This window comes from Bacillus sp. AM 13(2015) (assembly GCF_001518755.1).
GTDB lineage: Bacteria > Bacillota > Bacilli > Bacillales > Bacillaceae > Bacillus > Bacillus safensis.
This window is the reverse complement of record NZ_LKCP01000059.1, coordinates 1-22821: the sequence shown is the minus strand read 5'-3', so window position 1 is coordinate 22821 and position 22821 is coordinate 1. Positions and strand designations below refer to the sequence as shown.

The 22821-nt window shown below is 40.6% G+C and carries 20 protein-coding genes and 2 pseudogenes; 19 read left to right on the top strand and 3 right to left on the bottom strand.

Going from position 1 to position 22821, the window contains the following annotated elements; translation table 11 throughout:
* Positions 1-12: 12 nt before the first annotated feature.
* The 5 genes from essC to AOQ70_RS09425 all read left to right on the top strand — a co-directional run bounded on the left by essC (position 13) and on the right by AOQ70_RS09425 (position 9530).
* Entirely contained in the window at positions 13-4488 is a 4476-nt protein-coding gene (essC, locus tag AOQ70_RS09445; RefSeq protein ID WP_059375932.1) for a type VII secretion protein EssC, read from the top strand.
* Complete coding sequence (esaA, locus tag AOQ70_RS09440; RefSeq protein ID WP_059375929.1) at positions 4485-7379, top strand: type VII secretion protein EsaA; 2895 nt, start codon at positions 4485-4487, stop codon at positions 7377-7379. The genes essC and esaA overlap by 4 nt, the downstream gene beginning before the upstream one ends.
* On the top strand, positions 7369-7854 hold the full coding sequence (gene essA / locus AOQ70_RS09435; protein ID WP_039181152.1) for a type VII secretion protein EssA: 486 nt from the start codon (positions 7369-7371) through the stop codon (positions 7852-7854). The genes esaA and essA overlap by 11 nt, the downstream gene beginning before the upstream one ends.
* Positions 7855-7953: 99 nt before the next feature.
* Positions 7954-8697, top strand: coding sequence for a (S)-benzoin forming benzil reductase (locus AOQ70_RS09430; protein ID WP_059375978.1), 744 nt, complete (start codon positions 7954-7956; stop codon positions 8695-8697).
* Positions 8698-8996: 299 nt separating this feature from the next.
* Entirely contained in the window at positions 8997-9530 is a 534-nt protein-coding gene (locus AOQ70_RS09425; protein WP_024423336.1) for an HD domain-containing protein, read from the top strand.
* Here the strand turns inward: AOQ70_RS09425 and AOQ70_RS09420 are convergent.
* The gene (locus tag AOQ70_RS09420) at positions 9527-11014 is read right to left on the bottom strand and encodes an esterase/lipase family protein (RefSeq protein ID WP_231730859.1); all 1488 of its coding nucleotides are present in this window, start codon (positions 11012-11014) and stop codon (positions 9527-9529) included. The two genes, AOQ70_RS09425 and AOQ70_RS09420, sit on opposite strands and share 4 nt — an antisense overlap.
* Positions 11015-11190: 176 nt before the next feature.
* On the opposite strand from AOQ70_RS09420, the gene AOQ70_RS09415 reads away from it, so the two are divergent.
* The 9 genes from AOQ70_RS09415 (at position 11191) to AOQ70_RS09375 (ending at position 17567) form a co-directional block, all read left to right on the top strand.
* Positions 11191-11427, top strand: coding sequence for a YuzF family protein (locus AOQ70_RS09415; protein ID WP_034282580.1), 237 nt, complete (start codon positions 11191-11193; stop codon positions 11425-11427).
* Between the two features lie 183 nt (positions 11428-11610).
* On the top strand, positions 11611-12714 hold the full coding sequence (locus AOQ70_RS09410; protein ID WP_041088455.1) for an AI-2E family transporter: 1104 nt from the start codon (positions 11611-11613) through the stop codon (positions 12712-12714).
* Positions 12715-12780: 66 nt separating this feature from the next.
* Positions 12781-13002, top strand: a complete 222-nt coding sequence (locus AOQ70_RS09405; protein ID WP_003213446.1) for a spore germination protein — start codon at positions 12781-12783, stop codon at positions 13000-13002.
* Between the two features lie 98 nt (positions 13003-13100).
* Complete coding sequence (locus AOQ70_RS09400) at positions 13101-13322, top strand: spore germination protein (RefSeq protein WP_059375975.1); 222 nt, start codon at positions 13101-13103, stop codon at positions 13320-13322.
* Positions 13323-13417: 95 nt separating this feature from the next.
* Positions 13418-13666 (top strand): YueH family protein, encoded by a 249-nt coding sequence (locus AOQ70_RS09395; RefSeq protein WP_024423330.1) that lies wholly within the window; start codon positions 13418-13420, stop codon positions 13664-13666.
* 27 nt (positions 13667-13693) lie between these two features.
* Entirely contained in the window at positions 13694-14101 is a 408-nt protein-coding gene (locus AOQ70_RS09390) for a YueI family protein (protein ID WP_059375923.1), read from the top strand.
* Positions 14102-14161: 60 nt separating this feature from the next.
* Complete coding sequence (locus AOQ70_RS09385) at positions 14162-14713, top strand: cysteine hydrolase family protein (RefSeq protein WP_024425949.1); 552 nt, start codon at positions 14162-14164, stop codon at positions 14711-14713.
* A gap of 17 nt (positions 14714-14730) precedes the next feature.
* Positions 14731-16203, top strand: coding sequence for a nicotinate phosphoribosyltransferase (locus AOQ70_RS09380; RefSeq protein WP_024423327.1), 1473 nt, complete (start codon positions 14731-14733; stop codon positions 16201-16203).
* A gap of 137 nt (positions 16204-16340) precedes the next feature.
* The gene (locus AOQ70_RS09375; RefSeq protein WP_059375920.1) at positions 16341-17567 is read left to right on the top strand and encodes an EAL and HDOD domain-containing protein; all 1227 of its coding nucleotides are present in this window, start codon (positions 16341-16343) and stop codon (positions 17565-17567) included.
* Between the two features lie 35 nt (positions 17568-17602).
* Here the strand turns inward: AOQ70_RS09375 and AOQ70_RS09370 are convergent, their stop codons facing one another.
* The gene (locus AOQ70_RS09370) at positions 17603-17959 is read right to left on the bottom strand and encodes a hypothetical protein (RefSeq protein ID WP_059375917.1); all 357 of its coding nucleotides are present in this window, start codon (positions 17957-17959) and stop codon (positions 17603-17605) included.
* 505 nt (positions 17960-18464) lie between these two features.
* On the opposite strand from AOQ70_RS09370, the gene degQ reads away from it, so the two are divergent.
* The 5 genes and pseudogenes from degQ to AOQ70_RS09345 all read left to right on the top strand — a co-directional run.
* Positions 18465-18605 carry a degradation enzyme regulation protein DegQ gene (degQ, locus tag AOQ70_RS09365; protein ID WP_003213123.1) on the top strand — a complete coding sequence of 47 codons (141 nt, stop codon included), beginning with the start codon at positions 18465-18467 and terminating at the stop codon, positions 18603-18605.
* A gap of 151 nt (positions 18606-18756) precedes the next feature.
* Positions 18757-19680: a polyprenyl synthetase family protein gene (locus AOQ70_RS09360; protein WP_059375914.1), complete on the top strand. Its 924-nt coding sequence runs from the start codon at positions 18757-18759 to the stop codon at positions 19678-19680.
* A gap of 19 nt (positions 19681-19699) precedes the next feature.
* Positions 19700-19831, top strand: a complete 132-nt coding sequence (locus tag AOQ70_RS09355) for a competence pheromone ComX (protein ID WP_231730858.1) — start codon at positions 19700-19702, stop codon at positions 19829-19831.
* 13 nt (positions 19832-19844) lie between these two features.
* A complete protein-coding gene (locus AOQ70_RS09350; RefSeq protein WP_059375911.1) occupies positions 19845-22136 on the top strand; it encodes an ATP-binding protein in 2292 nt (763 codons plus the stop codon).
* Positions 22137-22216: 80 nt separating this feature from the next.
* A pseudogene (locus AOQ70_RS09345) lies at positions 22217-22739 on the top strand (response regulator); the annotation flags it as partial.
* On the opposite strand, the pseudogene AOQ70_RS19725 reads toward AOQ70_RS09345, so the two are convergent.
* Positions 22738-22821: pseudogene (locus tag AOQ70_RS19725) on the bottom strand (phage tail tube protein); the annotation flags it as partial. The pseudogenes AOQ70_RS09345 and AOQ70_RS19725 sit on opposite strands and share 2 nt — an antisense overlap.

Below are 22821 nucleotides of genomic sequence, written 5' to 3'. Positions count from 1 at the left end.
GAGGTGGAGCGTTTGAGTCTTCTTTGGGTTTTTTATGAGGAGGATTATCAAACCGTCCGTTTAGATGAGCAGTTCAATCGAGAAGCTCTGATTGGACCTGAAATAGAGCATACGGTGACAATCCCTTCACTTTCATTTGATGAAGGGACAATTCGTTTATCTCCTGATGAACCGAATGATGGTTTTACTATTTATCAGGGGAATGAGAAGAAAGGCAAATTACTTCCACATGAACCATATCAGCTTGGTTCACTCACATTTATTTTAATGGATGCACATCATGATCAGCATATTTATTACCTAGGAAATAGAGTTGAGCTGTCTTTTTCACGTGAAGAGAAAGATGAGATTGATGTGTGGAAAGAACAAGCTCATTCCATGTTTCAAGATGCCAGCCAGTTCACTTTAGAGAAAATCGAAGGAACATGGTATGTCATGCCTCAGGACGAGACGATTTACGTGAACGGAAAGAAAATCCACGGTCCAGAGAAGGTTTATGCCGGAGATGAGCTGTTCTGGAACTTTCTGACGGTGACATTTATAGATGATGATTTATTACAGGTGACAGCTTACGAACCTTTTCAAACGCGTTTGGAAAAAACAAGACCTCCAAGCACAGAAACAAAACAAAAATACCCTTCATACAGACGTACACCGCGTTTGATTTATGATTTACCAGATGACCGAGTATCCTTTAGCTTTCCTTCGCAGGAGAGTGAAAATAACAGCAGAGGGCTTTGGCTTGTTGTCCTTCCGCCGCTTGTCATGCTCCTTGTGATGGGGATTGTCGCCCTTATCCAGCCGCGCGGAATCTTTATTGTCGTGTCGATGGCGATGTTTATCATGACGTTAATTACATCGTCCGTTCAATACTTTAAAGAAAAATCACAGCGCAAAAGACGAGAAGAGAAGCGGCAGCGAGTCTATTCTCTTTATTTAGAAAATAAGCGGAAAGAGCTGCAGGAGCTGTATGACCGCCAGCAATATATTTTGACGTATCATTATCCGTCATTTGAACAAATGAAGTATTTAACATCAGAAATCAGCGGCCGCATTTGGGAAAAGACGCTTGTGAGTGACGACTTCTTGCATCTGCGTCTTGGAACGGGCGCAGTCCCATCAAGCTATGAATTATCGATGAGCGGCGGCGATATGGCCAACCGGGATATTGATGACTTAATGGAACAAACGCAGCACATGCAAAAAGTATATCGTGAAGTGAAGAATGTCCCGATTACATTCGGCCTTGCGGATGGTCCAACAGGATTAATTGGGAAGCCTGCGATTGTGAAAAATGAGCTTCATCAGCTTGTCGGACAGCTTGCTTTCTCGCACAGCTATCACGATTTGAGATTTGTCTTTATCTTTCATGAGCAGGAGTATGAGAATTGGGAATGGATGAAATGGCTTCCGCACTTCCAGCTGCCTCATACATATGGCAAAGGGTTTATTTACAACGAACAAACACGTGATCAGCTGTTGTCCTCAATCTATGAAATTTTACGTGAGCGTGATTTAGAAGAAGAAAAAGAGAAGAAAATCTTTACGCCTCATTTTGTGTTCATCGTGACAAATCATGAGCTCATTGCCGAGCATGTGATTTTAGAATACTTAGAAGGCAGCCGGACAGATCTTGGTATTTCCATCATCTTTGCAGCAGAAACAAAGGAAAGTTTAGCTGAAAATATTTCGACGCTTGTCCGTTATATTAACGAAGAAGAAGGAGATATTCTCATTCAGCACAAGAAGGCAGTACGAATTCCGTTTCAGCTTGATACACATCAGCGCGGGGACAATGAACTGTTTGCCAGAACCCTGAGAACATTAGATCATCAAGTCGGTATGACCAATTCGATTCCTGAGACGGTCTCATTCCTTGATCTTTTCCATGCCAAACAGGTAGATGATATTGGCATTCGTGAAAAATGGCTGACTTCAGAAACGGCCAAATCATTATCAGTGCCAATCGGTTATAAAGGGAAAAACGACATTGTCGATCTGAACTTGCATGAAAAAGCACACGGCCCACACGGACTATTGGCGGGAACTACGGGATCAGGGAAAAGTGAATTTTTACAGACGTATATTTTATCGCTCGCTGTACATTTTCATCCGCACGAAGTTGCTTTCCTGTTGATTGACTACAAAGGAGGCGGAATGGCGCAGCCGTTCCGAAATATTCCTCATTTACTTGGAACGATCACCAATATTGAAGGCAGCAAGAACTTTAGTGAAAGAGCGCTGGCCTCAATTAAAAGTGAATTGAAGAAAAGACAGCGGCTGTTTGATCAGTATCATGTGAATCACATCAATGATTATACGAAGCTCTATAAGGAGAAAAAGGCTGAGCAGGCAATGCCTCACCTGTTCTTAATCTCTGATGAGTTTGCTGAATTAAAAAGTGAAGAGCCAGACTTTATTAGGGAGCTTGTCAGTGCTGCACGTATCGGCCGAAGCCTCGGGGTCCATCTTATCTTAGCTACCCAAAAGCCAGGCGGGGTCATTGATGACCAGATTTGGAGTAACTCCCGTTTTAAGGTCGCACTCAAAGTGCAAGATGCGTCAGACAGTAAGGAAATTTTGAAAAATAGTGATGCAGCGTCCATTACCGTCACAGGCCGAGGTTATTTACAAGTGGGCAACAATGAAATTTATGAATTGTTCCAATCGGCTTGGAGCGGTGCACCATATATGGAAGATGGCTACGGCTCAGAAGATGACATTGCCATTGTGACTGATACTGGTCTTATTCCGTTATCAGGAGTAAGCACAGAGCCGGCAGTGAAAAAAGAGACAGTGACGGAGATTTCTGCTGTTGTGGATGAAATTGAACGTATGCAGCAAGAGCTTGGAATTGAGAAGCTGCCAAGTCCATGGCTTCCGCCGCTTGAAGAGCGGATTCCAAAAACACGTTATGCGTCGAGTGAAGAGCATGTCTTCCATTTTGCGCTTGTCGATGAACCAGATCAGCAAAGCCAGCATCCACTTTCTTATCAAATGATGGAAGATGGGAACATTGGCATCTTTGGTTCCTCCGGCTACGGCAAATCACTTGCTGCTACAACACTATTGATGAGCTTTGCGGAGAGGTATTCACCTGAAGAATGGCACGCATATATTTATGATTTCGGAAACGGAACATTGCTTCCGTTAGCCAAACTGCCGCATACGGCGGATTATTTCTTAATGGATCAGATGAGAAAGATTCAAAAATCAATGAAGCGTCTGCGGGAAGAGGTTGAATATCGCAAGCGGTTATTCAGACAGCAAGAAATGAGTCATATCAAAATGTACAATGCCTTAAATGAGAAAAAGCTTCCGTTCATTTTTATCGTGATTGATAACTTTGACATTGTCAAAGACGAAATGCATGATCTCGAATCTGAATTTATTCAACTGAGCCGTGACGGACAATCACTAGGTATATACTTCTTGATTACGGCGACCCGGGTAAATGCAGTGCGTCAATCGCTGATGAACAATCTGAAAACTAAGATTGTCCATTACTTAATGGATCAAGGAGAGGCGTACTCGATTATTGGCAGACCGAAATTCAGTTTAGAGCCGATCCCAGGACGAGTGATTATCAACAAAGAAGAGCTTTATTTTGCGCAAATGTTTCTGCCAGTTGAAGGAGAGAACGATCTCGAATTGTTTGAGCATCTGAAACAAGAGATACAGCTTCTTCATGACCGCTTTGAAGCAGCCGAAAAACCAAAGCCTGTGCCAATGCTTCCTGATAAGCTGACAGTTTGGGAGCTTGAGAGTCGTTTAGATGAACAAAAACCGCCTTATGACATTCCAGTCGGATTAGATGAGGAATCTGTGGCACCTGTTTATTTTGACTTGAAAAAGAATAAACATTGCCTCATCATCGGTCAAACGCAGCGTGGGAAAACAAATGTGACAAAACTGATGCTTGATCAGCTTTTAATGGCAAAGCCTGAAAAGCTGGCTGTTTTTGATTCAATTGATCGAGGTCTATCCAATTATGCAAAAGAAGAGAACATTGATTACCTTGAAACAAAGGATGATATCACCGAATGGGCAGAAGAAATGGACCGCTTATTCAAGGTGCGGGAAGAGATGTATGTCGAAGCTGTACGCCAAGGGGAGACTGATCAGCTGTCATTTCCTCAAATTGTGCTTGTGATTGATGGCATTACGCGTTTTCAGCAGACGATCGATCCGCGTCTTCAAGATCAATTGGCTGATTTCATGAAGTCATATGCACACTTAGGCTTCAGCCTGATTGCATCAGGAAATCATACCGAGTTCAGTAAGGGTTATGATGCACTCACAAACGAAATCAAACAAGTTCGTCATGCCATGTTACTCATGAAAAAATCAGAGCAAAACATCATACCGCTTCCGTATGCAAGACAAGAACCAGACATTCAGCCAGGCTTCGGCTATTTGGTTGAAAACGGGAAAGAGAAGAAAATCCAGGTTCCTTTATGTGCGGTAGAAAGGAAGAGTGTTCAATGACAGAGCAGCAAAAAAGCTCCATCAAAATCATATCCACCATGATATTAATTCTTGTGCTGCCGGTTTTGTTTTTCCACCTGATTGGAGATGATCCGGCAAAGCAGAAGAAAAATGCCACACGAAATATTGCGGTGGTCAATGAGGATATGGGGGCGAGTGAAAGTGAAAACACGGCTCGTTTCGGACAGGATGTTGTGGCAGCATTGTCAGAACGTCCTGATTATACATGGACTGTAGTGAATCGCAGTGCGGCGGAAAATGGACTGAAAAACAGAAAGTATGACGCTGTCCTCTATATTCCGTCTGACTTCTCTAAAAATGTGCTGAGCTATGATAAAGACCATCCGGAAAAGGCGTCCATTCAATTTTCGATTCAAGATCAGCTCAATGCAGTCAATAAAGAGAAAGTGCAAAGAGAGCTGGAAAATGCACAAAAGAAAATGAATGAACAGATGTCGACGTTATACTGGAGTTTTGTATCACAGGAAATTGGCAATGTGAGAGAAGAGTTTGAGCATATTGTCGGCAAAGAAGTCGAATTCCAAAACACGATGTACAACTTCTATAAACCGAACTCGAACAAACTATCAGATGCCGTACAGCAGCAGAAGAAACAAATAGAAGAATTAAAGAATGCAATGGCCGATTCACAGAAACAATATAAAGACGGCTTGAGTACAACAGAAGAAGCAAAGAACCAGTTAAAGGACTTTGTGAAAGTAGTCGATCAATACCAGCAGTATCAAGACAAACAAAAGGATCTCTTGATCAAAGCGCAATCAACAAGCCAAAAGCAAATCCAGCAAGGGCTCAAACAGCTCGCTGACATTCAAAACCAAAATGCCCGCAGCTTTAGTGATCAAATGGGTGGACTCAAAACAGACATCAACGGGGTACAAAGCCAGCTGAAAACAACTGACAGCGCCATCCAATCTGTTCAAAGGTCGAGAGAAGACGTTATTCCTGATCAATCAAAGGGATTAGCTAAACTTGTGCAGGACTCTCAGGAAGAACTAATTAAAACCTATGAAAAGCGGTACTTGGACTATTATAAAAATAAGATTATCGTCTTGCAGAATAAGTTAGATACAAAAAGGCAAGAGTTAATAAACGCACCTAAGCCGCCAGAAGACGATAATGATGATGGGCCATCAAATCAAGATAATGAAAAACCCGAAGAGATTGGGATTAACCTAGATGAAGAAACAAATGAGCTCTCGCAAATTTCAACAGAAATGAACGAACTCGCGGATCAATTAGCAGATCCGGAGACTCCGCCTGTTGTAGATGGCAATGATGGCAAAACCGGTGATGATCCTGCTCAGCCAGATACCGGCAGCACGAATTCATCGAAGGATGATCTAAAAGCTCTCGCTACTCGTCTAGATGAAGTGAAAAAGAAAATTCAAGAAAAAGCGGCCGCTCATAATGACGAATTGAAAGATAAAGTGAGTCAGATAAATGAAGAGCTTAAAGACCTTTCTGACAAAATAGATAAACTTGAAAAGAAGTTTCTAAAGTTACAAGATCGATATAATGTGATTCCAAATGAAATCAAAAATCAGGAATCCTCTATTTTAAGCAAAGTAAAAGAGTTGAAACAAGAAAACTCACCTATTGCAAATACCTTTAACATTAAGATATTTGATCAAGAGTTTGAAACAAATACAAGAAACACTAAGAAATTAATGGAGTATTCCAATCAACTCTCCCAATTAGAAATGATGCTTAGTGATTTATACGAACCAACAAATAACTCTTCTCTATATGACACTAAAGGAGAAGAAATCCAATCCATCCTCTCCATCAAAAAAGAAGAAACAGAAAACTGGGATAAGCTCAAAAACCAGATGCTGACATCAAACGATGATGTGTCTACTTTTATTGATGAGATGCAGAAGTTCTCAGATGGTTATGCGGAGTACATCACGACTCAGCAGGCAAGCATGGAACAGGAATTACAGACAATTTCTGAAAGTGCGGACAATGTAGCTGAGCAAATGGCTGATCAAGGAGATGCGGTATATACAGCAGACCTTGCAGGCAGTTCAATTGTTGTCAGTGCACAGGATTCAATCGGTCAGGAAGTGCTTCGTCTTTCTGAAAATATGAGTTCGTTAACCGACCGCCAAAAAGGGGTGGCGGATTATACGAATAACATTGAAGAGAGTGTGACAACGGTTCAAGAAAAAGCAGATACGCTGAATGAAAACTGGAGCAAGAATGTCGACTCTACAAAACTTGTTCAGCAAGATTTAAAAGGTATTTTAGGAAATACATTAAGTGATCAAGGCAACAGCAACTATGTGTATAACCATTTAGCCAATCCGCTGAAAATCAGCGGCGATGTGCCGGAAGAAAAAACGCAGACTGTACCGCCGGTCGTCATTTTGGTCATTGTAATGATCAGCAGTTTGTTAATTGGCTTTTTCAGCTCGTATTATGCGTCAGCTCCGATGCTGGTCAAAGGTGCACTGTTTGGCATCTTAAATCTATTAGTCGGACTCATGATCAGCTTGTTTGGACTGAACATTTACAAGCTTGCAGATGATCAAGCCATTCAATGGTCGATCTTCACCATTTTGTTATTAGTGGCGTGCTCTGCCTTTATTCGCACGGCCTTCCTTTTCGGTTCCATTGCCGGATGGATGGCAGCAACGGCGCTTATTTTCTTCTTTGTCGCACCATTAATTGATTTGGTGATGCCGAATTTCCACTTTACCAATCCAGTGACAGACGTGTACCTGTCGATCCAATATGGAAATGGTGACACCTTTGGGATGGGCGTCACAGGGTTAGTGATTTTAACTGTCCTTTTCATGGTCGTACCGCTTGTGAAAAAGCTATGGAAAGATAAAACAGAGGAACGTGATGTGACTCATGAAGCTTAATCTATTCGTGAAAGGGGCGGCACTCGCTGCCGTTTCCCTTTTTCTCCTCATCCCTGCCGCTTTTGCTGCTGGTGAAGATACGGATACGAATGTCAAGCCGAATGAATATCAGGAAAAAGAGCTCAATATTAACTCGAGTATATTGAGGGATCAAACGAAATATGAACAAAGTAAAACAACGTCAAAGGTCAAAACAGACATTCATTTTGCTGAACCGCCTAAAGCCCCGGGTGGATCTCTTTCTCCGCAGCTTTTCAGTGATCTAAAAGAGAACCCGCCCAAAACACCAGCTCACATGATGAAAGAGATGAATATTTCTTTTAGTGATTCGGCTGTATCAGCACCTTCTGAGGATGAACATGAGAAGCAGACATCGGCACTGCTTCCGATTATCTTTGGTTTCTTGATAGCCCTTGGTCTCGTCGTGATGATTATCCTGATTCCAAAGGTGAATGCGAAGGCTGAAAAGAAATAGTCTGTCTCTTTTAAAAGAGGCGGGCTTTTCTTTATGCAGATTGCTTGATGTCATACCGTTTCACTACGTAAAATAGTGATAACAAGGGAGGAGATTGTCATTCGAATTTCAATCGTTACAGGCGGATCAAAAGGTTTTGGCCTAGCACTTGTGAACAGGTTGCTTTCACGCGGGGATCTTGTGTACACAGCAGCAAGAAGTGCATCGCCGATATCCCATCCAAAGCTCACACATACTCAGGTCGATCTGACGGATGAAGAAGCAGCGGCCAAATGGCTTCAACATAGTCTCATGCCGCAAACTCTGGCAGATTCTGATGACATCTTATTCGTCAATAACGCAGGAATGGTTACACCTATCAAACGCGTTGGACAAGGCGGACAGGATACGCTTCATCAGCATTACAAATTGAATCTTGTCATTCCTGTTTTGCTGAGCCATGTGTTTGCCAAGCAGACTCAATCTTTTAACGGGAAGAAAATGATCGTTCATCTCTCTTCTGGAGCGGCGAAAAACCCATACAAAGGCTGGAGTGCGTATTGCAGTTCAAAGGCAGGACTCGATATGTTTATGAGGACTTTTCATGAGGAACAGCAGGACGAGGCGCATCCGATCAACACGTTTTCCTTTTCACCTGGCACGATCGATACAGATATGCAGGGGGAAATTCGGAAGTCATCAAAACAAGACTTTGAACAAATAGACCGTTTTCAGCAATTATATGAAACAGGCACACTGAAGAGTCCAGATGAAGTCGCAGGTATTTTGCTCGATCTTTTAGGAGATGATCCAGCTGGCGGATGTGTCTACGATGCACGTGAGTATGTGAAAAAACAGTCATAACGACTGCTGCAGCGTAAAGACAAACCCTCGCATTCGGTGTCAGGCCTGCGTGCTGGTGCTCACGAATGTCAAATTCGCTCCGCGCCAGTACTCGGCCTTCCTAGACTTCAAGGGTTTTCATATCACGCTGAAAATAAGAAAAAAAGCAGTCATAACGACTGCTTTTTTCGTATTGTACAAGCAAAAACAGCTCATTTGACATAAGCTATTTTTGAGACTCATAGAAAATATAACAGAACATTTGAGTTTCTTTTCAGAATATGTTAGGATGCTAAAAATATAGATAAGGAGGGGTTTCCATGAGAAAGGTTACATTAATGGATGTTTACACCCATCCAGTCGCTCAAAAATATTTAAATCGTTCAGGTAAAGCCCATGCGATTGCTTGTGCTTATCACGCATTCAAACTGGCGGTGCAGGCTGGGATTAATCCAGATCTCGCTGTGAAAGCAGCCCTCTTGCATGACATCGGCCACTATGAATGGTATACAGCTGGCGGAGAATGGGATTACGAGACATATAGACGGAATGATATTCATGCCATTAAAGGCGCGGAGCGTGCTCACAAACTGCTCATACGCCTCGGTGAGGAACCAAAGGCAGCCAAAGATATTGCGCTTGCAATTCTGCTTCATACGGATTCATATTTGCCAGAGGGCGACCTTCATAAGGACACACTCCAGCAAATCGTTAAGAAAGCAGATGAAATGGATGAAGAGCCTGGCGGGCATCACCATTACAGACAAATAGACGAATCACTTGCAATGAAAAAAATCACGGAATTGGATCAGAAAGTGCAACAGGCACTTCAGCCCATGAAACGCTCTGTTTAGTATGGAATGTCACCATGAATATTTCCATGCTGATCGACATACAATGTGCGAATAACGGTACGGTTAAATGCTGATGTACCTGATGCAGTGAGTCCAGTGTAATGAACCGTGACAGAATAAGCACCTTCTTTTTTCAATTGAACAGCTGATGAAGCAGTTGTTTTGAGAGGATGATCTTTTTGGGCATCCTTAAAGTAAAAGGTTTCTACTTTCTTGCTTAATCGTTTAATCAGACCGCTTGAATGGGTTGATGCATCATCCCCTGATTTCGCTGCTTCTGCTTTGATTTCTTCATTTAGTGGTGAATCAAAGGATACGAGCAGCAAATAAGGAGTCATTTTTTCTGAATTTGATCGAATTGTCCATTTTCCAGGAACGGGTTTATTGATTTGCACATGGTGCGAAAATGCGCCTTCATATGGGAAAGATGCTTCCGATGTCTTCAGATTTGTTAAGACGTCTCCATTTGGGGCGATGATTTCCGGCCGCGCCTCCTGCCTTTCATTTAACCACTGAATCGATAAGCCATTCGTTCCTTCCTCTACATAGAACGCTTCTGTTTTATCCTTTTCACTTTCTCCGCCTTTCACATAAATATCTGTATTCAGCTCAGTAGAGTTCGGGCTCTCTATATTTTCACTTCCAGTGCTTGCGGCATTTGCCAGCAGCTGATGCTGGAACACAGGGAACATGCTTGTGCCGTTTTTAATGGAGTTGTGATCCCATTTCCCTGTTAAAATATTGTTTGCATATGATAGTCTTGTGCTGCTTACCGTGACGGCGCCATCGTTTGCACCAAAGCTCTTTAAATACATGCCGCCTAAGTACAGCACCCCGCCAAATGTGCCCCATTCCGATCCCGAATAAGTGATGTATTTTTGAGGAAACTTCTCCAGCTTGTCGGTTTCACTTCGAAAAGCCGCCATGAGCCCCGTTTGCAAAGAATAGAGCGCATCGCTTTTTTGTCCAAGAATTTCCGCGAGCCAGCTTCCGCCCTTGCTATACGCTAAATCTGCAAGCGGCGTCCCGTAATGAGGGGAGCCAAGTGTGATGACCTTCTCTACATATGGATGGGCATTGTGATACACGAGTGCGGACTGTGTATCCACCCCGCCTTTACTATGACCAATCACAATGAGTTTTCGACCGAACACATCATAGATTTCTTTTAGCTTTTCTGCTAATAGTTTGCCATTCTTTTTCGTATCCTGATCTGGATACAAATCTATGAATGCGCTTTCGTATCCGTTCAGAACAGCTTGCTTTGCCATGTCGTTTCGGTCGAACCATGTGGAGGAGGAGCTGTTAATGCCGTGAACAAAAACAAGTGGCGGTTTTGACTCGTCTTTTTGAACTGGCGCTTCTCCTTTAAACCACTTCCCCGGTGTCCCAGGTTCATCTCCAATTGATCCTGCATACGCATAACTTGCAAAGGAAAAAAAGAGCATGACAGCAGCGAGACAGATGAGTTTTTTCAAGATCATTCACCTCTTCAAATGATTTAAGTTGTTGGCAGCACCAATCTATTATACTTCCAAAAGATGTAAAATAACATAAAATGTTAAAATATGGTATTTATGTTGTGGGTTTGCCCTGAGTGACATTCACATGGGTCATTGCATACGCTGTGGGTAAATACACAAGTAAAGGGGCAGGTAGGATGGCACAACAAGGAAGTCCACAGCTTGTTTCATTAGTTGATCCATATGTTTATCAAACATTGCAGAAAGTAATCGGTATGAGATTAATTGTTCAAACAGTGAAAGATACGGTGCGTGGAAAATTGAAAGAAGTCATGCCGGATCATATTGTCATTGAGGCGGGGACAAAATCAGTTTTTTATGTGCGGATCCAGCAAATTGTATCGGTGATGCCTGATCACAGTGAAAGAGTGTAACAAGCAGACGCAAAGGTGTCTGCTTTTTTCATGCTTACAGAATGTATATCTGGAAAAAGTGCATGATATACCAATTGTTCTTTTTTTTACAAAAAATAAGGTTCTAAAACAAGAAGCAGTTGACAGAAGGTGGGTTGAATAGTAGTTTTTTAATAAGATCAATACGTAACAGGAGGAGCATCTTTGTTAAAATCTAAAGTTCATTTCTGGACATTCCAAATATTACTTGTTTTACTCATTGTTTATGTATCAACAAAGGTTTCGTTTTTATTTCAGCCGATTATTTTATTTGCTTCAACCTTGTTTGTTCCCATCTTGCTGGCTGGAATTCTCTTTTTCATCTTTAATCCAATTGTTCGATTTTTGTCCAAGAAAATTCCTAGGACACTGGCTATCCTGATCATTTATCTTTTGTTCATCGGACTCATCACGTTCATTGTGAATGCTGCGGGACCGATTATTGTCACGCAGGTCGGTGGACTTGTCAAAAGCTTCCCTGGTTATGTGACGGATATGCAGAAATTTATGAATGACTTTTCGCATTCTAAAACATTTACTTGGATGATGAATCAAGATTATGTCTCCGTCTCGAAGTTTGAACAGACAATTGTTTCGACATTAAAAGATTTGCCAGAAAATATTGCTTCAAGTATGTCTGCTGTGTTTGGCGTGATTGCTAATATTGCTTTAGCTGTGATCACAGTTCCGTTCATTTTGTTTTATATGTTGAAAGACGGACATAAGTTTCCGGACAAGCTTGTTCAATTTTTGCCAATGCCTTACCGTAAAGAAGGATTGAAAATCTTTAAAGAATTAAACGATACGCTTGCGGCTTACATACAAGGGCAGATTGTTGTCTGTTTATTTGTTGGAGTGGCTTGTTTTATCGGGTACTTATTAATTGGTGTGAAATATGCGCTCATTCTCGGTATTATCATTGCGGTCACAAATGTGATTCCTTACCTTGGGCCATATCTTGGCGCGGCACCAGCTGTGCTTATTGCGTTTCTTGATTCGCCTGGAAAAGCGGTGGTGACAGTCATTGTCATTCTTGTCGTTCAGCAAATTGATGGAAATGTTATTTCTCCATTGATTATTGGGAAACGCCTCAACACACATCCTTTGACCATTATCCTTTTATTAATTGGGGCAGGAAGCTTTGGCGGGATCCTTGGTATGATCTTTGCGGTTCCTGTTTATGCACTGCTCAAAGCCATCACCTTGAATATTGTCAGATTGGTGCAGCTGCGTCAGCGATCTCGTAAAGAACAGCATTTAAACGTCTAGGGCAGATGCACACCTTTTCCCTTTTTGCATAAGATGATTGAGATAAGCAGATAGGGGGAGATTCTGATGCCTGCAATCGTTGGACCTATTCATATCGAGTCATTAGGAGGAAACGGTGCAGCTACTTTCGGTGATGTCCTGGCCATTGCCCCTTTGGCTGTAGACCACTCTACTGGCGGAGCGGGAGCCTTTAATTCAGGTGATTATATGTCACTTACAAGTGATCCGAATGCCACAATGCTTTGGGACTTCACATTGTTTGGCCAGCCTCAATCATTTAACGCATAGAAAGACAGCTGATGATTACAGATCAGCTGTCTTTTTTATTTTTCATACACGTATTTTTAGGCTGGGCATATGATGAGGAAAGAAAAGGTGGTGGAAAGATGCCAGCGATTGTTGGGCCTATTCATATTGATCGTGTGTACGGAAATGGGGCAGCACATTTCGGTGATGTTTTTGCCATTTCGCCAAAAAGTGTCGATCACTCTGCCGGTGGTTCAGGGACTTATAATGCAGGAGATCTTGTCCTATTTTTTAACAGTCCAAATGTCACTTTTGTGTGGGATATAGACCTGATCAGCCAGCAAAAAAGCTTTAATGCGTAGCCAGCTTTGAAAGGGAATTCCTTTTCAGAAGCTGTCTTTTTTTATGGTACAATGGATATGGATGTAAGAAAAAAAAGAGGTGTGAACAGAGTCAAATGAAAATTAGAAAAGCACACATCACAAGCGGACAACCAAAGACCTACAATGTATATTTACATGAAAATAAAAAAGAATATAAAACGCTTGTAGCCGTACCTGACATTGAATGGAGTATTTCCATTGCGTATGAGGACGAAAAAGAGCAGCTCATCCATACGCTTGAACAATCTTTAATGGAAAGAGTAGAAACAGACGAAGCCCGTGACCTCGCACTCAAGATTGTGCACTGGGTCACAGAAATGTAAATTTAGAAACCAGGAGTGAAAACAGCGATGAAAGAAGAATCCGTAGACTTTTATTTGCAGCAGGGGATATTTGGACATGCTGAAACAAAACCCGATGAACGAAGGATGTTTCTTGGTTCATTAAGGGAACGAGCGCTTCTCGCCCTGACAAAGGGACAGGTATCAAGAAATAAACCGTATCATGAGGTGGAGCAAGTATTGAAGGCCAATCGACAGGCCTCCCTTCTTTTAAATGGTGAACTGTCCTATGCTTCTTATTCTCAATATGTGAAAATGGCAAATGCCGCTGGATGTTCCTTTAAAGTGGTGAATCATCACGAAGCGCACTCTCCTTTTGGCCTTGTCATAGAGATGCCAATTGCGGTGAATCAGGAGCACATCTATATAGAGGATGAACTGTTTCAAAAAGCTTTTTCTCATGAATCTGTTGAATAGGTTTCCCTAGTGAAATGAATAAGATATAATGATTCAAAAGAGCATATGGGAGAGATGCGGATGGGCAAAGCGTTGATTTGTATTGATTATACAGTTGATTTTGTTGCAGACGATGGAAAACTGACATGCGGAAAGCCTGGACAGGCGATTGAGTCTAAGATCACAGAGATCACTTCTTCATTTATTGATGAAGGCCACTTTGTCGTCTTTGCTGTCGATCATCATGAAGAAGAGGACCCTTATCATCCAGAGACAAAGTTATTTCCGCCCCATAATATTCGCGGAACAGAGGGTATTGAACTTTATGGACAACTAAGTTCACTATTTCACACGTCAAAACATTTAAAACATGTCTACTATATGGAAAAAACAAGATACTCTGCTTTTGCAGGCACTCAATTAGAAATGAAACTGCGCGAGCGCGGCATCACGGAACTTCACTTAGCCGGCGTATGTACCGATATTTGTGTACTTCATACAGCTGTTGATGCGTACAATAAAGGCTTTGAACTTGTGATTCACCAAAATGCTGTGGCGAGTTTTAATGAAGCGGGGCACGAGTGGGCACTTTCTCACTTTGAGCAGTCGCTTGGTGCGAAAGTGGTTAAGTAAGGGAAGGAGAATGGAAGTTGGAGCATCGGTTTAATGACGACAGTTTATCACTACATACAGATCTTTATCAAATTAACATGGCAGAAACGTATTGGAGAGACGGCATACATGAGAAGAAGGCAGTCTTTGAACTCTTCTTTAGAAAGCTTCCATTTGACAATGGCTTCGCTGTATTTGCTGGCTTAGAAAAAGCGATTGAATATTTATCGGACTTTTCCTTCACTGAAAGCGATCTCGCGTATTTAAAAGATGAACTTGGTTATAAAAGCGATTTCATTGACTATTTAAGCGGATTGTCCTTTACAGGTACACTTCATTCAATGCGAGAAGGGGAAATTGTCTTTGCGAATGAACCGATTATGCGCATCGAGGCAACGCTTGTTGAAGCTCAGTTAATCGAAACGGCATTGCTCAATATCGTGAATTTCCAGACGCTGATTGCAACAAAAGCAGCTCGGATTAAAGGAATCATTGAAGATGAGACAGCATTAGAATTCGGAACAAGACGGGCACATGAAATGGATGCGGCGATGTGGGGAGCAAGAGCGGCACTCATCGGCGGCTTCCAGGCAACAAGTAATGTTCGTGCTGGGAAACGCTTTAACATCCCTGTATCAGGAACACATGCTCACGCACTTGTACAAGCATACCGCGATGAATATACAGCATTTAAAAAATATGCTGAAACACATACAGACTGTGTCTTTTTAGTCGATACGTATGATACTGTCAGATCAGGTATTCCGAATGCGATTAAGGTAGCGAAAGAATTTGGAGACAAAATCAACTTCATTGGTGTCAGACTTGATAGCGGGGACCTTGCATACTTGTCTAAAAAAGCTAGAACAATGCTGGATGAAGCAGGATTCCATGATGCAAAAGTCATTGCATCAAGCGATCTTGATGAACACACCATTATGAATTTAAAAGCACAGGGCGCCAAAATTGATGTGTGGGGTGTTGGGACAAAACTGATCACAGCATTCGATCAGCCAGCCCTCGGTGCAGTGTATAAGCTGGTGTCCATTGAAGAAAACGGCAAAATGAATGATACCATCAAAATTTCATCTAACCCAGAGAAAGTGACAACACCAGGCCGTAAACGGGTGTACCGCATTATCAATCAATTGAACCATCATTCTGAAGGTGACTACATTGCACTTGAAGAGGAAGATGTTCATAGTGAGGATAAACTAAAAATGTTCCATCCCGTGCATACATTTATTAGTAAATTCGTGACAAACTTTGTGGCGAAAGATCTTCACGTACCGATTTTTGAACAAGGTAAACTTGTGTATGACAATCCAGATATTCAAACGATTCAAGCCTACGTGCAGGACAGTCTTGGACTCTTCTGGGAGGAATACAAACGAATCAGCAAACCAGAAGAATATCCAGTCGATTTGAGTCAAAAATGCTGGGATAATAAAATGCAGTTTATCCATGATGTGAAAAATAAAATCAAAAAAGAGCTTTATGAAAGCGAATGATTAGAAGAAAGGGAGATCATCAAGCCAGATGGTCTCTTTTTTTTATTTTGACCGATTGAAAATGAACTAAAAGCGCAATCATTTGGTATACTGAAAGCACATCTTGTTTGTCATGGCATAAAGGAGGATTGGAGCAGTTGAGGGTGTTTGTTGCGAGACAGCCTATTTTTAACAGAAAAGAACAAGTCGTATCATATGAGCTGCTTTATAGAGATAGTGAAACCAATACATATAGCGCTGAAGACGGTGATCAAGCGACAACGGACCTCATTATCAACAGTTTTCTAAATATCGGCATCGAAACACTGACAGAAGGAAAACGATGCTACATTAATTTCACCGAAAGCTTGCTTTCATCTGATCTGCTCACCTATTTTGATCCGCATCAGCTTGTGATCGAGATATTAGAAAATGTACCGATTACCCCGGCACTTATTATGAGATGTAAGCAGTTAAAAAAATGGGGATATACGATTGCACTCGATGATTTCTTCCTAAACGGAACACATTATAGTGACAAGCTGCTTGAGGAACTCCTCTATTGCATTGATATTTTAAAAATTGACTTTCTGAAAACGACAACGCAAGAACGAAGAGCTATTCTGAATACGTATAAAAAGTATCGCCTTCGATTTCTAGCAGAAAAAGTAGAAACGAGAAGAGAATATGAAGAAGCGCTAGAAGCGGGTTTTCACCTGTTTCAAGGGTATTTCTTTAGTGAGCCGCATGTGATATCAGGACGAGCATTATCGACCAGCTTCCATGCGTACCATCAGCTTTTAAATGAGTTAAGCAAGGACCAGCCGAATATCCAGACCGTGACCCATTTTATTGAAAGTGACCTTTCGCTATCATATCAATTATTAAAAATGCTGAATTCAGGCGGCATGAGACGTCTATATCAAATTAAGAGTATCCGGCAGGCGATTATCCTGCTTGGGTTTAATGAAATTCGGCGCTGGATCTTTATCCTTTCGTTTAAAGAACTGAATGTCCAAGCTAACTCAAGCCAAAAAGAAATTATCAAAATGTCATTCATTCGTGCCAAAACGTGTGAACTGATTGCCTATCGGACTGAACGGGAGCACCCTGCCTCTTATATGCTGACAGGCATGTTTTCTCTCATTGATACACTTGTCAGGGCAGATATTACAGAACTTGTGAAGGAGCTGCCGCTTTCTGATGAAGTTGGCGAGGCACTACTTGGCTATGAAAATGATTATTCTTTTGTGCTAGGTGTGGCCAAACGTATTGAACGAAATGAATGGGATGATGAAATGTTCGATGGAAATCTCCCGAAACAGGAAGCCTATGGCTGTTATATAGAAGCCATTGAATGGTGCCATAAAATATTTGAATCTTAAGAAAAGCCGCTCGCGTGAGAGCGGCTTTTTCTTTGTCATGCCCACTGTAAAAGAAGGAAAAGTCTGCTGGAGGCAAGAGACAAGTAGATTCGAATGCCTTCTGGACTAAAGCGGATATCTATGCCGCTTTTCACCCCGATTTGCTTCAGCATTCGGATGACACTTGTCGAATCAGAGCGCTCAGCAGCCTCCATGATGCGCTGTGCAAACGGAAGGGAGCTGGAAATTTGCTGCGTGATGAGTGAAGCATCAGCAACGAGACGGGCTGATTCCTTTGCGGCTCGTTGAAATGAGTGGGCATCAACTGGAGGAAAAGTCATTGGCGTGCGCGTCGGGTATGCGCTGCTCATTGCGGGAACCTGCAAAGTAGGATAAGGTACATAGTAAAACACATGGTCACCTCTTCTCTCATTGGCGTGAAATTGGACGGATATCTGTTCTAAATGTATGTAGAAAATCAGAATAAAGAATCAAAATGATCTTTCTATCTTTGTAATTCCAGCATAAAAATAGGTACTTTTGCGGTCAATTTCGGTGAATGTCGCCAAAAAATTGCGGTGTCCACAATAGCGTCTGTCGTCTGACCTATGACACGCAAAACCGAAGATATAGAGGGGATCGTACGTTCTGTTAGGAGAGAAGTGTGACGAATGATGCCTATTCCTGTCGCAAAAATGACGCAATTCCTTTGAAATTGAGATAAAAGTATGATTTGAAAAGTCAGAAAATGATGAAAAAAGACCTATTGAATTTTGCGGTATCGCGCACACGTTTTGTGCATACTTTTCGGTGAAAAAATACTCAATTACATTTACACTGTTAGTAACAGATCAAATACTTATGACCCAATCACCATACACAAATACATTGATCTTCCAAAAAAGGAGAGTGGAATCGATGGAAAAGTATGAAATCGAAGAACTTAAACAATTATTATGGAAACTTGAAAACGAAATCAGAGAAACAACGGCTTCTCTTCATAACATTAACAAAAGCATTGATCAATACGACAAATATGAATATGTGAAAATTTCTTAAAGACTTGATAATCATCAAGTCTTTTTTTTATCCAAATACATACAAAAAAAGGATATATTATTATATAATTGTTAAATAGCGATGTCAGTGGACATTTGCTCATGTCTTTTTAGTAAAATAAAAGGCGAAAGGGTGAGGTACAAGATCGAGTATGCTAAACTATCTAGAGAATACAAAAATCAAGCAGAATATGTCTGATTTTATTCAACATGCAGTCAGGCAGAATGATTTACAAAAGCTGCTTCTGAAATTTACTGATATAAAGAATGAATTCCCTTTTGGACAATTAGCTTACCAGCATTATGAGGCATTTGGCGGTCAAGACAAGCAAGCGATTACAAAACTGGCAGCAGGGATTGAACTTCTCATCTTATCAGCCGATATATTAGATGATATTGAAGATCAGGACAATGATTCGTATCCTTGGATGAAATGTCAGAGCGGAATTGCGATTAATGCGGCGAATGTTCTTTTTGTATTGAGCTTTGAAGTCTTTTCAAAGCTTGATCATGCACCGGAGCTTTTAAACAGTGTATACTCCTATTCCTTTCAGTCAATGCAAGGACAGTATTTGGATATGACACTGGAGCCGGAGAATGAGCAGGATTGTTTAAATATCATGAAGTTAAAGGCAGGATCACTGTTTGTGTTACCCTGTATGTTAGGGGTTATCTTGGCAACAGGTTCATTTGAAAAAAATGTAGAAGAATATGCTTATTATCTAGGCATGGCAGAGCAGCTTGAAAATGACTATGTGGCTCTTTTTAATAAAAAGAATATTGATTTTAAAAGAATGCAAACATTACCGCTAGTATATTTAAAAAATGAATTTAATCCATCCAGTTCAGACTTGCTCAGTTATTATCAATCAGAGGATAAGAGCATCGGCTCTGAAGAATTAAAGGATAAATTAAAAGAATCTGGTGTTCAACAATATGTATTTATTATGAGAAAACTTCTCAGAAATAAGTTTAAAGAAGCATTCAAAATACTACATTTAGAGGCTTCTAAAAAGGAAAAGCTAATACTCTTTTTAATTGGAGATGGAGAAGATGAACATTCAGAAACTAGTTAGTTATCTAGTGGAGAATCCCTTGGCATTAAAGCAAGTTGCAAATGGAAATGCATCGTTACTTCACGTTGATCAAGTGACTGCAAGCATTATTGTTGAAGGTTTTCAAAAAGAAGACACCATTAGATCAAAAAAATGGAGAGATGCTGGGTGAGTATAGAGGGTCTATGCAAAAATTTTACTCGAAATTAACTTTTATTTTACTGATCCTTAGCTTCATTTATGTGATTTATATTTCCTACATCAATGTGTTTAATATTTTTGTAGGAGCAGTCGTTTCGGTGAATAGTGACGGACAACTTGAAATAGAGGATGTTGTAGATTTTACAGACAGCTATTATGCTGGTGTGAGAAAAGGCGATATCATCCTTGAAGTGAACGGTAATAAAGAACCAACCAAAGAAGTAAGACGAGGTTATTTAGCGAATGTCAAGAGCTTAGTTGTTGATAGACATGGTGATGAAATTGAAATAGAGAATGTAAGCTTATTAAGTCAAGAAAATCTGTTTATTTATTTAATACCTATCATTTTTTATTCGATTTGTTTATTCTGTATATTTATGATTTTAAAAATCAATAAATCTAGGAAAAAAGAGTCTGCATACATTCTTGCTCTCTTTTTGCTAGCTGTTGCTGTAGCCTATGTAAGTTCTGGCGGCTCTGGTAAAGGGGAATATATTAGCGGTTTTATCGTCATTTCTACGATGACTTGTGTACCGCCGTTGTATATGCACTTTATGTATCAATATATAAAAGAATTAGGAACGGAAATTATTAGTTGGCGTGTACTTCTTTGTTTGTATGCCGTCCCTTTTATAAATATTGTATTAGAAATTCTGTTTAAAGATATGGTTTTAGCTGCTTTTAACTTACTTTCATTCTTTGCACTTGCATTTATTACGATTATTATCACTTTAAAGGCTGCTAAAAAGTTGAAAGGGACTGAAATCGGAAATGTCCTTAGTGCCTTTGCACTTATTTTGATCTCATCATTCAGTCCATTTATGCTATTTTTTATTATTCCTTATTTGTTTCATAAATATTTTATTTCACCTTATATCCTTGCATCGTTCGCTCTATTGATTCCGTTTTTTTTAGTCTATCAATTTATGACAAATAAATTATATAATGTTGATTTCTTCTTGGGGAGAATCAAATATTATAGTCTTTTAGCCATCACACCTACTATAGTGGTAGTCGTTATTTTTGATTTCATTCAGAAGCCAAGTGCTAACTTTTATACAATGAAATTTACGATTATCACGTATATTCTTATGCTCACTGTCTTCTATTTTAAAGAAATCATCGATTTCCGTTTTCGTCTGAAGCGTTTTTCAGAGAAGCATAATTATCAGGACAGTGTGTTTAAATTCACGCAGCTCATTCGTGAAGCGTCATCACTTCACCAAGTGTTATACCATTTGAAATACACCATTTTAGAAGTGCTTGTTGTTAATAAAGCTTTTGTGCTGCAAGTGAAGGCAGATGGACAGGTTGAAGAGATTGATGAATCGACAGAGGACAGTAAGCTATGGAAAAGGTATGTAGACCAATTTCAAGAATTATTAGGTGAAGTTGGTAAAATCATTGCGCTTGATAAAGGATTTATGATGAAAATTGGTGAGCGGGGCGGTCACTCTTTTGTGATTTGCTGTTTATCTAATTTACGGACACCAAAATTATCTCGTGATGAAATTTCTTGGTTGAAAACATTGGCATTTTACACCAGTGTCAGTTTAGAAAATGTCGTCAAGATCGAAGAATTGATGGAGCATCTTGACGATTTGAAACAGCGCGAGGCCAATCCTGCGTGGCTGAAGAAAATCATGTTTGCCATGGAAGAAAAGCAGCGCTCAGATTTAGCGAGGGATCTTCATGATTCCGTGCTGCAGGACTTGATATCGTTAAAAAGGCAGTCAGAGATGTTTTTAACGAATTTCCAAAACAACCAATGCCCAACCTCCATTGAAAATTCGCTTGTCTCATGGAACGATCAAATGTCTAAAGTGATTCAAACGACGAGAGAAACATGTCATGAGCTTCGGCCTCAGCTGCTGTATGATTTAGGTTTAGTAAAGGCGATATCGAAGCTGACTTCTCAAATTCAGGAGGAAGCACCGTTTCATATTAGGCTGAATACGACACGCTTTGATAAAGAATTGGACATTGATATTGATTCACAGCTGAATATTTACCGTATTGTTCAGGAGCTGTTATCTAATGCCCTGAAGCACTCTAAGGCCACTCAAGTGTTAGTGATGCTAATTTGTATTAAAGATCAGGTTGTTCTTCACTATGAGGATGATGGAGTCGGTTTTGATGCCAGTCATCTTGATCAGCACACAATGAGCATGGGGCTTTCGGGAATTAGAGAACGAGTGAAAGCGTTAAATGGAAAGCTTCAAATTCACACAGCACCGGAAAAAGGGCTCAAGGTGAAAATTGAAATGGAATTGTAACCATTTATTAAGGATTAAGACTTGGCATCAGCCAAGTCTTTTATATAAAATGGAAGTGAGTGATTTAAAGGGAGGAAGACATGAAGAAGATATTGGTCATTGATGATCATCCGGCTGTCATGGAAGGGACAAAAAGCATATTAGAATCAGACCAGCAGCTATCAGTCGATTGTTTAAGTCCTGATGCAGAAGCCGCCTTTTTAAAGACGCATGACTTTTCCATCTATGATGTGATTTTAATGGATTTAAATCTCGGGGATATCAATGGAATGGACATAGCGAAACAAATTTTAGAAACCAACCATCAAGTGAAAATTATCATTTATACAGGGTATGAAGTAGATGATTATTTTGAAGAGGCTATTCGGGCTGGATTACACGGTGCAATTAGTAAAACAGAGACGAAAGACAAAATTATTGAATACATACACCGGACATTGCAAGGAGAAGTTGTCATTCAGCTGTCCTATTTAAAGAAATTAATTTCACAGCAGCAAGAAAAGCCAGAAACAAGCGCAGCAGACTGACCACGATCTCTTAACGGAACGGGAGTGTTTGATCCTTAGAGAAGTGGAAAAAGGATACACGAACCAGGAGATTGCTTATAAAAGGTTGCCGTTCCTGTTCCGTTTGCTCCCGTTGTTTTATGACCAGTCATTCGGCGGCCCATGACGTTCACTTCTGA